Genomic DNA, 14987 nt, shown 5'->3' on the forward strand with positions numbered 1-14987 from the left:
CACGGAGGTAAGAATCATTCTGCCACAGCGGGAGCGCCAGTCTGCTCCCGCGATTTCGCCTCCTCGCGATGTCGATGCAAGGCCATTTCAATGGTAATGCGCAGCTCTTTCTCCTCAAATGGCTTTAGCACGTAGCCGTATGGGCCTGTGACCATAGCCCGCTGCAGAGTGTTGTCATCCGCGTGCGCAGTCAGGTAGATGACCGGGATGTCCAGCTTCGCCCTGATCCGTTCGGCTGCCTCGACGCCATCCATTTCGCCCTTGAGGCGGATGTCCATAAGGATCAAGTCGGGATGGGTCTCCTCCGCTTTCTGGATTGCCTCTTCTCCTGACCCCGCCAGCGCTGGCACCTCGTATCCCATCTTCCGCAGCCTGTTCTTCAGGTCAAGAGCGGTGATGTTGAGGTCCTCAACGACCATAATTCGCGCAGCTCGATCCATGTGACAGTCCCTACTCTTTCGTTCGTGGCACATGTGCTCCTACCGCCGGATCGATCACCCTCTAGTGCTTCCATCAGGAAAACAAATGGTGAAGGTGGTCCCACCTCCATTGCACAGAAGCTCTATGTTCCCTTCCAACTGGTCCGTCAGCGTGTTGACCAGCTGCAGACCTAACGATTCGGTGTTGCGAAAATCAAGATGCGACGGGAAGCCCACCCCGTCATCGCTCACGCTGAGCACGTACGAGCCATTCACGCGCTCCAGCCTTAGCGTTACCTGCCCTTTGCGGCCGTTCGGGAACGCGTGTTTCAACGCGTTGGAGACAAGCTCATTCACGATCAGACCGCACGATATGCCCGTGTCGATGGCGAGTTCCACCCCGTTGATTTCTATCTCCATGCCGATGCGCTCTGGGTCCACACCGTAGGAGTCGAACAAATGACTTGTGAGGCTCCGCGCGTACTCGGCAAAATCAACCCTGGCCAGGTTCTTGGACTGATAGAGCTTTTCATGGATCAGCGCCATGGACTTGACTCGGTTTTGGCTGTCGTTGAAAATGGCCAGGGCGCGTGGGTCGGTGATGTAAGAGGACTGCAAACTCAGCAAGCTGGAGATGACCTGCATGTTGTTCTTCACTCGGTGGTGGATCTCCTTGAGCAAGATCTCCTTTTCCTTCAAGGAACTCAGGAGCTCTTCTTCTGCGCGTTTGCGCTGGCTGATGTCCTGGTAGAGAGCGAAGGCGCCGTAGCGGGCGCCCTGGATCATGACAGGCACACCGAAAACCTCCACGTCCACCTCCGCACCGTCCTTGCGCCGGCGGCGGGTGATAGCGTGCACGCGCTCGCCGGCCATCACCCGACTGGTCAGATCCCTTGCCTCGGCCAATTGCCCCTCTCCGGCTAGCAGCTCGTCCACCTGCTTCCCCATCGCTTCCCCGCGCTCGTACTGGAACAGACGCTCAAAGGCGGTGTTGCACAGCGTAATTCTGCCCTCAGCGTCCATGCCCACCACCGCAAGAGGATTGTATTCGATGAGCGCCTGCAAGTAGGTGCGCTGCTGCCGTATCTTCTCCTCTTGCAAGTGCCTCTCTGTGACGTCGATGTCGGCCCCTTGGTAACCAGAAAAGTTGCCGCCTGTGTCGTAGATTGGCGCCGCGTTGCGCGAAAGCCACAATGTCCCGCCGTCTTTGTGCTGGAAAGGCGCGACAAAGTCATGAATTGGGGCCCGGGCGTCTAGCAGGCGCAGGAGTGCGCGCTCATATTCCACGCGCTTGCTGGGGTGGAGAAGGTCGCAAAAGCCTTTCTTGCCCACGAGCTCTTCTGGCGCGTAGCCCAGCAGTTCCTTGACCAAGGGGCTGCTGTAGGTGTAGCGGCCGGAAGCATCCACCTCCCACACCCAAGCGTGCACTTGCTCGGCCACGTGCCGCAGGCGCCCTTCGGATTCACGCAGGGATAACTCCGTGAGCTTGCGTGCGGTGATGTCTTCCACCAGGCCATCATAGTACCGCACCCGCCCTCGCTGGTCACGGACTGCCACCGCGGTGAGCGCACACCACATCCGACTGCCGTCCCGCTTTCTAAAGGGAACCTCGGCACGCTTGAGCACGCCTTCAGCCTTGATACGCGCTACCAACGCCGCACGGTCCGCTGGGTCCACGTACAGGTCCCTCACCCTTGTGCCAATAAACTCCTCCTTGCTCGCGTAGCCGAACATGCTCACCAGTGCCGGATTTGCCTCAAGCACACGTCCATCCGCTCCTGCAGAAGTGCGAAATATCCCCACCTCTAGGTTATCGGTTATGGCCCTGAACTTGCGCTCGCTCTCCTGCAGAGCGGCGTCGGCTTCTTTCCGCGCGCTGACGTCTCGCATGACGCACAAAACCCCTTCAAGACCGCCTCTTGCCCTGGACGGCCTGACGGTAACCTCTACCGGTACAGGACGCCCCCCTTTGGTCCTCAGGAGAAATTCAATTGTTGTATCCGCGCCGGTGCGCACCGCTCGCCCGAGGCTCCTCCACGCATTGCGCTGCTCGAACGGGTCGGCAAAGTACCCGCGCACATCCGTACCCTGCACCTCCTCAGGATCATAGCCGGCAAGTGGCCTGATGGCCGGACTGCAATACTGGATAACCCCATCCGCGGTGAGATGCAGCACCACGTCTTTGACCCCTTCCACCAGTTCACGGAAAGTTCGGTCGCCCGCGCATCTAATCTCTCGGCGCGATGGTCGACCTGTCTGCGCAGCTCGTGGTTGGGGAGTACAGACGGTCTCGTTCATGTTCGTTCTCCCATGAATGCAGCGAAAGTCATTCAGCCTCCTCTAATCGATATTGCGTGCACAGTTCGGCGCGGGCCATTTTCCACGGGACGGGGCGCTCGATCTACGAACCAACCACAGGCACAATGCGAGGGCACAGGACTGGGAAGCGAAGGTGTGCAGAGGCCCCTGAAAAGGGGCGGAAGAGGCTGCAGCCCAAGCGAGAGCATTCCCACAAGAAATGACATGCCGACGGCAAAGAGGACGGCTCCGCCGTCGGGATGGACATCCGCCCACCATCCTCACCTCACTTCCACCACAGCGGTGGCTCCAAGACCGCCAAGCTGCTGGCCTACTCGTCTGAAAACATAGCCGTATGGCGCCTTCTGCCGGCCCGTTTGCTTGCCGGAAGCCGCCGTGGCCTGCAGTCGCACGACCACCGGCGATTGTCCACTACGCACGCCGTGCCTTACAAGTTATGTGCCATGTAGAAAGATTTGCCGTGGTGGGACCATCAATTTGTTTTTACGCAGCTTAATCCATGAGGAAAGCGAGGCTAGACCACCTCATTGGATGTGGCGCCAGGGCTACTGTGTAGCACACGCCACACCGGCCACCGATCGGAAGCACCAGATATTAGGAAAACAAAATCTTAGGTTTGTAGAGGGCAGTGCCCAATGCAGCCCGCAACTGTCCAGCACATGCCACACTCGGTGGCGCATGTGTCGAACAAGGCAGAGCTCGGAGTGCCTCACTCTGTCCAACGGAAGAGGCGCGGACAACGCTCGAAGCTATGGGAGGAACAGGGCGATTTGCGCACATGTGCCCCGCGCGTCCTTCTTACCCTCCCGCACACGCAGCAGGAGCTCCAAGAACCGGCTTTCTCACATTGGCGAGGCAATGGACGGCAGAAACTTGAGGGGAGGCCCCGGGTAGGCAGAAGCCCTTCTCAGCTAGCGAACCAGCACCTGCCGCAGATTCTGCCAAGTGGGCATTTTGGAGGGGGCGAGACTTCAACTGGGCCAGTGAGGTCGCAGTCCCGGCGGCAATGTGGAAGCCCTGAGCCTCACTCACACCGCTTCACGCAGGCAGGGTGGCAACACACAACTCGGCGCGGGGAGACTTGCTTACACCAGGTTCGTGCCGGTCGACGTCCGGCACGATCGCCCAATTGGGTTGACCACGTGCTGCGCCTTAGGAGGAGAAGCGACAGCCGAGAAGGGCTATGGTTTCGGTGAGGTCCTACTCAGCAGGGGTAGCGGGACAAGTGCACCAACAGAGGAGCGATTTCTTGAGCACGGAGCGAGTCACCCGGGCAACGGATCACGTGGCCCAAGGGCCGCTCAGGCCGGTGAGACCGTGTCGGACTGTCTTACTCTGCAATCCCGTAAGCCCGCAGCTTGGCGCGGAGGGTCTTGACGGTGATGCCGAGAACACGAGCCGTCTGGGTCTTGTTGCCCTGCATTTGCTGCAGGGTCTTGAGGATGTGGGCTCGCTCCACATCGGCCAGAGTCACAAGTGGTGAGGGGCTGTCCGTCTGTAGAAGCTCGGCATGCTCACGAATGTACGGGAAATGCTCCGGGGTAAGAATCTCAATGCCCCTGCTGAGAACCGCCGCTCGCTCAATGGCACTTTCCAGCTCGCGGACATTCCCGGGCCAGTTGTGTTCCATGAGTACGCGCATAGCCTCCGGCGAGAGTCTCTTACGCTCTCCGTTGCGTGCCGCAAAGCGGGCAAGGAAGTGTTCGGCTAACAAAGGAATGTCCTCGCGCCGCTCCCGGAGGGGCGGGATGCGTATGCACAGGGTGTTCAGGCGGAAGTAGAGGTCTTTGCGAAAGCGCTCCTTCTTCACCTCTTCCAAGAGGTTGCGGTTGGTGGTGGCGATGATGCGCACATCTGTCTGCAGGGTGCGCCCACTCCCAATACGCTCGAACTCACCGAACTGCAACACGCGCAGCAGCTTCACTTGCATTGCCTTGTCCAGATCGGCGATTTCGTCTAATAGCATCGTACCGCCATCGGCAAGCTCGAATCGCCCTTTCATTTGGGCAACCGCGCCGGTGAAAGCGCCTCGTTCGTGCCCGAAGAGCTCGCTTTCCAGCAGAGTGTGGGGTAATGCGCCGCAGTTGACCTTCACGAATGGTTTTCCGTGGCGGGGGCTGGCGCGCTCGATAGCATTGGCCACGACCTCTTTTCCGGTCCCCGTTTCCCCTTCGATGAGCACTGCCGCCGAAGTGGGGGCCACCATTTGCACCGTCTCGCGGATGCGCTGCATGGCAAGGCTCTGGCCAAGAATCGTGCTCACGCCCTGCTGCTTTTGCAGCTCGGCGCGCAGAAAGCGGTTCTCGGCCAGGAGCTGCTGGCGCTCTTGAACCCGCTCCACCACGAGACGCAGCTCTTCCGGCGCCACCGGCTTGGTGATGTAATCAAAGGCCCCTTTCTTCATCGCCTCCACGGCATTGTCGATGGTGCCGTAGGCGGTCATGATCACCACCTCAGTATCCGGGTGGAGCCTTTTGATGCCACAAAGGACATCCATGCCGTTGACGCCTTCCATTTTCAGGTCAGTCAGGACCAGAGCAAAGCTCTGCCGTGAGGCCAGTTCTAACGCCGAGGCACCATCTTGCACCAGAGTCACGTCATAGCCCCAGCGTTGGATGGCGTCGCGCACAAAGCGCCCACCGAGAGGGTCGTCTTCCACCACGAGTATTGCGAGTCTACTCATGCACGCCTCGCACGCACGGCAGGGTAACAGTCACGCATGTACCATTGCCTTCACTGCTGCGCACCATAATCTCCCCCTGCTGGAAGGCGATGAGGTTCCGCGCGATGGCCAGGCCCAGACCCGCCCCGCGCTCCTTGGTGGTGAAAAATGGCATGAACAGGCGATCCATCACCTCGCGGGACATGCCCAAGCCCGTATCGGCAATTGTTATCTGGCAGGCGCCCTGCCTTTGTCCGGATCCTGCGGCCCTGCGCAACGCCACGCGGAGCTTGCCTCCCTCAGGCATAGCCTGAACCGCGTTGTGCACGATGCTCCAGAGTGCACGTTCCAAAAGGACCGGGTCCGCCTTTGCGAAAAGGGAACGAGTGGGCATGTCTTCCTCAACCAGGATCGAGCTATGGCTCCCGAACCGCCTGCGGCAGGAGGCGACAAACTCGCGGAGAAACGCCGTGAGGTCAAGACCGGTCAGAAAACCTTTCCCGGGGCGCACTAAGAGCAGAAGATTGTTGACAATTTCATCCAGACGTTGCACGCCTTCCAGGATCTGCCTGGCCATCCCGTGCCGGGGATCATCGATAGGGAGCTCCTCCGACAACAGTGCAGCGTAGCCGGCGATTCCCTGCAAGGGATTGCGTATCTCGTGGGCGACAACTCCTGCCATCTCCGTCAACGCAGAGAGCACGCTGATGCGGCGGCGTTGCTCTTCCAAAAGCCGCACGGTACTCAGGTCGCTGAACACCTCGATGGCACCCAACACTTGTCCGCTTGGATCGGTCAGCCGCGAGCAAGCGAACTTGATTGGTATCCTCTGACCTGACTTGCCCACAATCTCCTTGTCCCCCTCCGATACGCCGCTCGCCGAGCTCACCACGTGCAAAGGGGCAAAAGCATCCGTGGTGCACGAGCGAAACACATCCTCGTAGCGCCTGCCGACTACCTCTTTTGCCTGGTAACCCGTCAGGCGCTCCGCCGCTTTGTTGAAAAGGGTGATGGTACCCGCACGATCCACCACCACCAGGCAATTGGACATGCTGTCAAGAATGTAGTTGAGATAGGTCTTCAGGCGCTGCGTCTCGAGCAGACTCTGCGCCAGCTCTGCGTTGCGCTGAGCAAGCTGTAGGTCCAGCTCGGCAATTCGCCTGCTCAACTCTTGGTGGGCGCTGGTAATGGAGGCCATTGCTTGGCTAAAGTCGGCCAGCGCGGCGCCCAACGCCAGCTCTCCACCCACTGCCGCAGCGGGACGAACGGAGCCATCGGTCTGGGCACTGGGTCCGGTAGCTACGCTACGACCGTTGCCCTTCTGCTGTCCGCCCATCGCCATAATCCAATGCTAGTTCGATAGTCCGCCCGCATGCACAGAGGATCTCTATTCGCTGCACCACGTTATCGCGGGTGTGCACCCGGACCTTTGGCTCTCCTCCACAATGCCCGCCCGCACCGATCTGGACCGGGTTCGGTTCCACCTTTACGCGGTGAGAGGGTATGACCCGGCGCGGCACCGCACCAAGGGGTTCCCCTTGTCCTTGCCTGGAGGAAAGAAAGCTGACCAGATCGACGAAACCTCGGCCGTCTGCCATGATCGCCTCGTTGCTCGTCCCCAACGCGCCATTCGCACAGTTTGAGCTGTGTTATCGGGGCAAATTTGGCACCATTCCCCGCAACTGTGGCCGACGATACTCCTTCATGCTCCCCTGACCAGCTGTACTCGCTAATCATTTGTTTCTCAAGCAAGTTACAACTACCCTCTCACGAGCCCATTGGCCTCCGTGGCACCCCAATCACTGTGCTGCCGGATCAGGGGCCGTCCAGCTGTAGGCAAAAAAGACCCATCAGGGGGTAAAAATTACCTACTGTTGCTTACGGCAATGGCACGAAATCGCGGAAGGGTCGAAGATAGTTACAAGGAGGTACACCGATGCGAGAAGCGGAAAAACGCAGAGCCGCGCCGATGAATCTTCATTGAATGGCGCGCCCCCACCCCCACAGGGGCTCAGTGATAAACGTCTACTGCCAGGGGTTACGGCTCCAATAACACGTGAGAGCAGAGATGCGATGACGCTCACCAACACCCCGCAAAAAAATAATCTAGTATCGGCGTAGTCCGCGGTGAGGAGGCGAATTCTCTCGTGAATGCGTCAAAGGCGGACAAAGCGCCCCACGCTACCGAAGGCAAAAACAATCATCCAAGATTGAGCGGCGCTACTCCGGGGTAGGGCACTCCTCACACTTGGGCTAAACGCTTTGGTCCCGCGTCCCGCACCTCCTGGGAACAGCCGCTGGCGAAGAGCTTAAAGTTCTCGATAAAACGCGCCGCCAGTGCGTCGTACTTCTTCCAGTACTCATCTTTGTCCCCCCACGAGCTGGCCGGGTCAAGCACGTCCTCGGGCACGTCCGGACAGGTGCGCGGCACGTCAAACCCGAAGATCCGGTCCTTGCGGTACTCCACGCCATCCAGCTTCCCTTCCAGCGCGGCATTGAGCAGCGCGCGCGTGTGGCGAATGCTGATTCTTTTTCCCACGCCAAAACGTCCGCCTACCCAACCGGTGTTCACCAGCCAACACTGCGCCTTGTGCTGGATGAGGCGTTTCTTCAACATTTCGGCGTATTCGAACGGATGACGCACCATGAAAGGTGCCCCAAAACAGGTGCTAAAAGTTATCTGCGGCTCGATGCCCAACCCGATTTCGGTGCCGGCGATCTTTGAGGTGTAGCCACTGATGAAGTGGTACTGCGCCTGCGCGGGCGTGAGGCGAGCGATGGGGGGCAGTACGCCGGAGGCGTCGCAGGTCAGGAATATGACGTTCTTCGGGTGCGCATGGACATAGCCCTCCGGTACCACATTAGGGATAAACTCCAGAGGATAACACGCCCGAGTGTTCTCCGTGATCATGTCGTCGTCAAGGTCCATGAGCCGAGAGACCGGGTCGTAGACAACGTTTTCGAGGATAGTGCCGAACCGGTGAGTGGCTGCCCAAATCTGGGGCTCGTGCTCTGGCGACAGCCGAATCACCTTGGCATAGCACCCTCCTTCGAAATTGAAAACCCCTTCAGCGCTCCATCCATGTTCATCATCGCCAATCAGACGGCGCCGCGGGTCGGCAGATAGCGTGGTCTTGCCAGTGCCGCTCAGCCCAAAAAAGAGCGCCACGTCACCCTTCGGGCCCACATTGGCCGAGCAATGCATCGGCAGCACGTCTTCAAACGTGAGGAGGAAATTGAGTAGGGTAAAGATGGATTTCTTGATTTCGCCGCCGTACAGGGTATTCGCGATGATGCCAAGCCGTTCGCCGAAATTCAACAGGATGGCCGTTTCTGTGCGCGTGCCGTCGATGCGGGGGTCGACCTTGAACCCTGTCACCGCTAGTACGGTGAACTCGGGCACGAAATGCTTCAGCTCTTCCTGGTTGGAAGTGGTCAGGAACATGTGGCGCACGAAGAGGCTTTGCCAGGCTTTTTCCGTAACGATGCGGATGGGCATGCGGTAGGCAGGGTCGGCGCACACATAACAGTCTTGCACAAAGAGCTCCTCCCCCTGGCAGTAGGCCTGCACTCTGGCTAGAATCTCGTTGAACTTGGCTGCGCTCAACGGTCGGTTGTACTCACCCCACCAGATGCGGTCCTCGGTCGAAGCCTCCCGCACGATAAACTTGTCAGCCGCGGCACGCGCTGTATGCTTGCCGGTGTGCACCACCAATGGTCCTTGGGCAAGAATGTGCCCTTCATTGCGAAACACCGCCTCCTCGTACAGAGCAGGTTCGGGGAGATTCCAGTACACCCTGTCCAAAAAGGAGAGGCCGTGGTTGCTCAGCCCAAAGTCGGAGGCTAGCTCCTTTGCCTGCTTGCTCGCCGGCGTGTCGAATTCCAGGTACTTCATGCCCAATCCCTCACCAACTTGCGATCTCCAATGTAGAGCTCATTTGGCGACTGCAGGTCTAACGCCCACTTCATCCGCTCGATACCCTCGGTGATGTCCTTAATCGAACCGCAAAAGCTCAGGCGCAAGTACCCTTCCAGGCCAAACTCCACCCCTGGCACCGTCAAGACCAAGACTTTGTCGATGAGGAAATTGGAGAGTTTGGTCGAGTCCTTGCTGTAGGCGCTAAAATCGGCGAAACAATAGAAGGTACCGTCCGGCTTGGTGACGCGCACCCCTTCGAAAGAAGACAGGCGATCAATCATGACATTGCGGTTGTTTTCCAAGGTGACACGCAGGTTTTCCACGCACGACTGCAGTCCGTTGAGCGCTCCCACCGCCGCCACCTGCAAGAGCACCGAGGGCCCCGAAGTCTGGTGCCCCTGAATATTGGTCATCGCTTCGATGAGCTTCCTATTTGCCACCGCCCAGCCAATGCGAAAACCAGTCATCGCATATTGCTTAGAGACACCATTGATGACAATCAGCTTTGAGTTTTCCGAGAGGTCCTTGGCGTACTTGTAGCAACTAATCGGCTTGCGTCCATCAAACAGAAGGCGATGGTAGATGTCGTCCATGATGAGGTAGAGATTGCGCCGCTCGCAAAACTCCACTATGTCGGCGACAAACTCTTCGCTGTACATGGCGCCCGTGGGGTTGTTCGGGCTGTTGATGATAACGGCCTTGGTATAGGGCCCAACGCGCTGTTCGATGTCCTGGAGCCGCGGGTAGAAGGTCCCGTCCTCCGGCAAGACCGGTACGGGGACCCCCCCACACAAGCGCACCATGTCGGGGTAGCTCACCCAGTACGGTGCGGGGAAGATCACTTCCTCCTGAGGATTCAGAATTGCCTGCAGTGCGACCATGATTGCCTGCTTATGACGTTTTCCGGGGCCACGAGGCGCCCATAGTGTTCCTCAGTGTAGCGGATAATAGCCTTTTTCAGCGCGGGAATGCCATCGGGAGGTGCATAGCGCACCTCGCCGGTGTTCAAGTGGGCTGCGGCAGCCACAATGGCGTCGATGGGCGCGCGGCTCTTGGGCTCTCCCCCGCCAAGGTGAATTACAGGCTCGCCCTTCTCCCTAAGGATGGCCGCCTTTTCATTCAGGGCCAGCGTCGGGGAAGGCTTGATCGTCTTGGCAATGTAACTGAGACTCATTGAAACTCCTGGACTGTTCCGCCTGACAAATTACAAACGCGAGGCTCACGGGAAAGTCTTTTAGCTTTCCCCTGACCACCTCGCGCGGCACTAATTCTACGAAAATGATGGCAAAAAAGCAATGGCTTTCTTGGCAAGAATCACCGGCCAGGGCCAGTCGACGTAAAGTCGATTTCAGAGCCCAGCAGGCTGTGCGGGATCAAGTACACCACAACCATGAGCAAGGCTGCACCAATGACCCACCCGCGGCGTTTGCGGCCGCCAGCCGTCGCCTTCCATGCCGCCACCCACCCCAACATGGCGACGAGCGTCTTATTGTCGGTCAGGTCGTGGCCGAAGGGGAAACCGGTCCAGAACGCACCAAAGGCCAGTTTCTGCACGACGGGGCCCAGAATGAATCCGCCCACGAGGAAGAGCCCAATGGTCCAGAGCATGAATCTGCGCGGCTGGCCCGCGCGGGCAAGCGCTTCGACTCCTGCACGCGTCGAGAAAAGCATGGCAAGCGTAATGAAAAGAACATGCGGCACAAGAACCGCGACGGGAACTTTCCCCTTGAAGCGCAGCACCACCGGTTGCATGGGAAGGGTCACCGTCTGGCTTTCCTTCCTGAGTGTGACCGTGTACATAACCTTGCCGGCCGGAGGCTGTTCTGGCAATTCGCCCACGAGAAACTCGCCTTCACGGCGCAAAGCCGTCTCCGCCCACGCATCCAGAGATTTGTAGCGTCGATAAGAGAGCGAGCCGCAAATGCTGGTGTCGGGAACGGAAATGCGCACGACGGCGTCAGCACCCACAGAGGCCGATCGAGGCAGGCGATAGGAAACTGACGCACCGCCTAACTCCACTTTGCCTCGCACCGGGTACGTGGGTCCTGTTCGCCGCTGAAAAGCCAAGAACGGCACCGTGAGCAGGACGGCGAGCAGCCAACGCAACGTGGAATCGCGCAGTGGATTGCTCTTCATGTTCTGACCTTTCGCAGTTTACTACCGCACACACACCAGCTTCAGGGTCTGGGCGCCGAGCCGGGAGCACAAAGAGGCCAGGTAGATACCGGTGGCTACCTTTCGCCCTTGCTCGTCCTCACTGTTCCAGGAAAGCCGGTGCGGACCGGCAGGCAGAACGCCGTCCACCAGCCGCTTTAGTTCCTGACCGTCAAGATTGTAGACGATGAGTGAGACGTGCATCCGTTCCGGGAGTGTAAACACAAAGGTAGTAGCTGAATTGAACGGGTTCGGGAAGTTCTGAGCAAGGAGGTGCGACATGGGCGGCGCGGTGGTGGGGGCCACTCCTACCTGCGCTCTGTCGCTCACCATCACGTCGTCAATGGTCCATCCACCGGCAGTGCCGGAGCTGTTGGTGCGAAGGCAGAAGCGCACCACCACAGAGTCCCTATCAGCAGCCGCCGCGGAGATGTCCACGACCTGATATGACCAGCTCGCCTCGCTGAAGGCATGGGAAAGGTTGTCCCAGACCACGCGGTCATTGACGGTGATGTAGGCCCGATCTCCCTGCTGCACCGTCAGCCAGCGGTAAAAATGCAGGTACACCTGCAACCAGCCCCGACAGTTCAGCGTGCGCATCTGTAAGTAGTTATGCACATCATTCGCGTACCGACCATCATAGGCACCTTCTCCCAGGTCGTTCCCCCACACGAAGCGCCCTGAGTAGGCAGTGCCGGGGTCACCTCCTTCTCCACGCACAAGACCATACTGCCAGTCGTCCACTGTGTTGCTGGCATCCGGAAAGACGCCGTGAGTCCACTGATCCCATCCGTTCTCCATGTCGTCGTTGAACCCTTGGAGTCGGACCTGAGTGAACTCTGACCATGGATAGCCATCTGCAGCCGCAAAACGGAGTTCGAGAGGAAGCGCCTCCCCAGGGCGAGCCTGCTGCCCAACCCGGACAAGAAAGCCTGGCGTTCCAACCACTTCTGTTCCAGCCGGGACATCGCCCAAAAAGAGGGAGGCGGTGACAATGTGGGCGAGGGGCGACGCGGAGCGCAGTACCGCGCGCAGCGCGGAAGCCAGACCTCCCCCTCTGTTGTACACCTGCGGCACAAGCGCCACCACTTCTCCAGGGTTGATCTGACCGTTGCTGTCGCCCTGTTCTCCCGCTCCGGGTCCGTCGGATACCACGATGCGCTGTACGACCAGGTCGGCGCCACCCCTCACGACCAGATTGTGCTCAATGCGAGCATCGCCAGTCTTCACAAGCACAGGAAACTGATACCGCGGATAGCCGGGAACCTGCACCTCAAGCGTGTATGCCCCAGGCAACAGGAAACGGATGAAGCGTCCAAAGACCGGCTCAGCCAGATTCCACACAGGTTGGTCAGGGTCGAATAGCTCCAAGACCGACAGCCGCGCGGGCAAAGGGAGACCACTCACCGCCTCGGTGACACGCCCAGTGACCGCGCGGCGGTCCGGTAACCGCAGCATGACCCGCAAAGCTGGTAGGACCGCCTTGTTCTCCTCTTCCGAAGGAGGTGCAGTCTGGCTATCCATCATTTCGATGGTGAACGACAGTATTCCGTATTGCGAATACATCCAGTCGTTGTGCTCGCCACCGTGCCAGTACCAGGTGCCCGACCGGCGGAAACTGTATCGCCCTAACGTAGAGACCGCGTTGATAGAGTCGACCAATTCCCTTGCCACCAGCGCAAAGAGACGGTCGTCCGGGGTGGGGGGACTGTCGATGTAGGCCCACGGGTATAGCACAAGCCTCCCAGCCGTGTGGAACGCGATTGACCCATATGGTCTCACACTCTCTGCCAAGTCGCGGATGGCCCTACTTTCCGGCTCAGAGAACGGCGCGGTCCCGTAGCTGGAGGCAGCAAAACCCCACCAATACCCAAAGTTGCGATTGAGATCCACCTCATGAGCATTGGTGCGCCTGTTTAACTCGTGCCCATCCGGGTTGACTAACGGCACCACCCAAACTTCTCGCTCATTCACCCAAGAGGTCACCTCGGGATCGGTTCCATAGCGAGTGACCATGTAGTTGATGAAGTAGAGACAGGCTTCCAGAGAATGGTGCTCATTGCCGTGAATGCACCCCTCCACGAGCAGGCACGGCTCGTCCTCATCCTCGAAAGGGTTATCCGAGATTTTCAACGCCCAGATGCCGCGGCCCTGCACGGATGACGTCAGTGAGTCGAGCCTCGCAATCGAAGGGTAGGCGGCAGCCACCTGCAGGAGGAAGGCTTTCGTTTCCTCGTAGGTGTGAAAGCCCTGCGCACGGGGGTCGGGGAGGGGCCCGATTAGGCGTTGTACCTGCAGGCCGGCAGATTGGAGAAGTTTCGCCGTCTCCGCTGTACAGAACACGTCAAGGGATCGGCCAAAGTCGGTGGCAAGAAGTTCTACGTCTTGCGCAAGTACTGTCTCCACATCGTGCCGGGTGGGGGCGTAGACACGAAAGCGCTCGCGCTGCTGGGCGGCGGGAGCGACGACAATCAGGGTCATTGAGGTGAGAAGGCATGCGACCGCCGTGAGACGCTGCATGTCGCCTTCACCTTTTGGTGAACTGCCGCAGCCTGGGCCAAAGGAGCGACAGAGGCATGCGCGGCTGAGCACAGACAAGCACATGCACAGTACCCTGCCGGGCAAATCTGGTCACCACGGAAGCTGCCGTCTCCACGACGTCGTAGTGGGAAGCTAAGCTTTCCGGAGACATTCCTATGGCAATCAGCACCTCACCCGGCAGCGGGCCTGGCCCCCACCGGTAGTAGTCCCCATCAGTGCTCACCGCACGCGGAAGACTATACTGGGGCCCCAGCACATTGACGGCGGCTGCCTGTCCCCGGTCTGCAGCCACAATCACACACTGCTCCTTGAGCTCTGGCGGAAGGCTGCCGTAGATCAAGCTTACGGTGGCCACCTGGCTATCCCACCCTAACATGTCGGCAAAATCCTGGGGTAGCTCGTGCGTGTGCCCATCTTCCCACCGCAGGGGCTCCGAAGCGCCCAGCTCATCGCGCAGGAATGCTGCGTAGCGAGAAGTCGTATCCGCGGGCAATACCGGCAGACTGAGTGGCAGGCCCACTAATCCCACGACAAGGACGAATGCGACCACCACACGCCGAAGCCAGGGACCCGGCCACGTTTGCATCTGCTCAAGGGCAACCCCGCCTGCTGCAACCAGTGGCACCACTGCAGCCGCAACGGTATGGGGTCTGAACCCAAAGAAAAGGCCCCCCAGCAGACACACGCTTGCCCACCCGAGGGCTTGCAACCCACGCCCGGCTTTGCCAAAAAGGAGGCGAAGGAGGCCCGCCAGCGCAAGTGGAGCAACTGCCAGCGAGGATAGTGCCGGCGCGAGCACCCCGTGTCCTGTGCCACCCCAGATAGCCTGCACCGCGGCAGTCGCCCTTTCTCCAGAGAAACCCTCTCTCTGCAACCATGCGAAATGCGGCGTAAGGAGCACAAGGCCACATGCAAATCCCAACCACGGCCAAGGTTTGCGGAGAAGAGCCCTTTCGCGACTCAGCGCCACACC

11 protein-coding genes are annotated in these 14987 nt (G+C 59.4%); all 11 read right to left on the bottom strand.

Going from position 1 to position 14987, the window contains the following annotated elements:
• Positions 1-14 precede the first annotated feature (14 nt).
• Positions 15-440, bottom strand: coding sequence for a response regulator (locus ONB25_07130; GenBank protein MDZ7392647.1), 426 nt, complete (start codon positions 438-440; stop codon positions 15-17).
• A 54-nt stretch (positions 441-494) separates the two neighbouring features.
• Positions 495-2717 (bottom strand): PAS domain S-box protein, encoded by a 2223-nt coding sequence (locus ONB25_07135; GenBank protein ID MDZ7392648.1) that lies wholly within the window; start codon positions 2715-2717, stop codon positions 495-497.
• A 1351-nt stretch (positions 2718-4068) separates the two neighbouring features.
• Positions 4069-5421, bottom strand: coding sequence for a sigma-54 dependent transcriptional regulator (locus ONB25_07140; GenBank protein ID MDZ7392649.1), 1353 nt, complete (start codon positions 5419-5421; stop codon positions 4069-4071).
• Positions 5414-6736, bottom strand: coding sequence for an ATP-binding protein (locus ONB25_07145; GenBank protein MDZ7392650.1), 1323 nt, complete (start codon positions 6734-6736; stop codon positions 5414-5416). Before ONB25_07145 ends, ONB25_07140 begins: the two co-directional genes overlap by 8 nt.
• Positions 6705-6998, bottom strand: coding sequence for a hypothetical protein (locus tag ONB25_07150; GenBank protein ID MDZ7392651.1), 294 nt, complete (start codon positions 6996-6998; stop codon positions 6705-6707). Before ONB25_07150 ends, ONB25_07145 begins: the two co-directional genes overlap by 32 nt.
• A 644-nt stretch (positions 6999-7642) precedes the next feature.
• The gene (gene pckA, locus ONB25_07155) at positions 7643-9295 is read right to left on the bottom strand and encodes a phosphoenolpyruvate carboxykinase (ATP) (GenBank protein ID MDZ7392652.1); all 1653 of its coding nucleotides are present in this window, start codon (positions 9293-9295) and stop codon (positions 7643-7645) included.
• A complete protein-coding gene (locus ONB25_07160) occupies positions 9292-10200 on the bottom strand; it encodes an aminotransferase class I/II-fold pyridoxal phosphate-dependent enzyme (protein MDZ7392653.1) in 909 nt (302 codons plus the stop codon). The genes pckA and ONB25_07160 overlap by 4 nt, the downstream gene beginning before the upstream one ends.
• Positions 10176-10493, bottom strand: coding sequence for a hypothetical protein (locus ONB25_07165; GenBank protein ID MDZ7392654.1), 318 nt, complete (start codon positions 10491-10493; stop codon positions 10176-10178). The genes ONB25_07160 and ONB25_07165 overlap by 25 nt, the downstream gene beginning before the upstream one ends.
• A 140-nt stretch (positions 10494-10633) precedes the next feature.
• Entirely contained in the window at positions 10634-11455 is an 822-nt protein-coding gene (locus ONB25_07170; GenBank protein MDZ7392655.1) for a hypothetical protein, read from the bottom strand.
• Between the two features lie 21 nt (positions 11456-11476).
• Positions 11477-13993, bottom strand: coding sequence for a M14 family zinc carboxypeptidase (locus ONB25_07175; protein MDZ7392656.1), 2517 nt, complete (start codon positions 13991-13993; stop codon positions 11477-11479).
• A 7-nt stretch (positions 13994-14000) separates the two neighbouring features.
• A partial coding sequence (locus tag ONB25_07180; GenBank protein ID MDZ7392657.1) for a hypothetical protein occupies positions 14001-14987 on the bottom strand: 987 nt, incomplete at its 5' end.

The organism is candidate division KSB1 bacterium, from assembly GCA_034506335.1.
GTDB lineage: Bacteria > Zhuqueibacterota > Zhuqueibacteria > JANLFK01 > Oleimicrobiaceae > Oleimicrobium.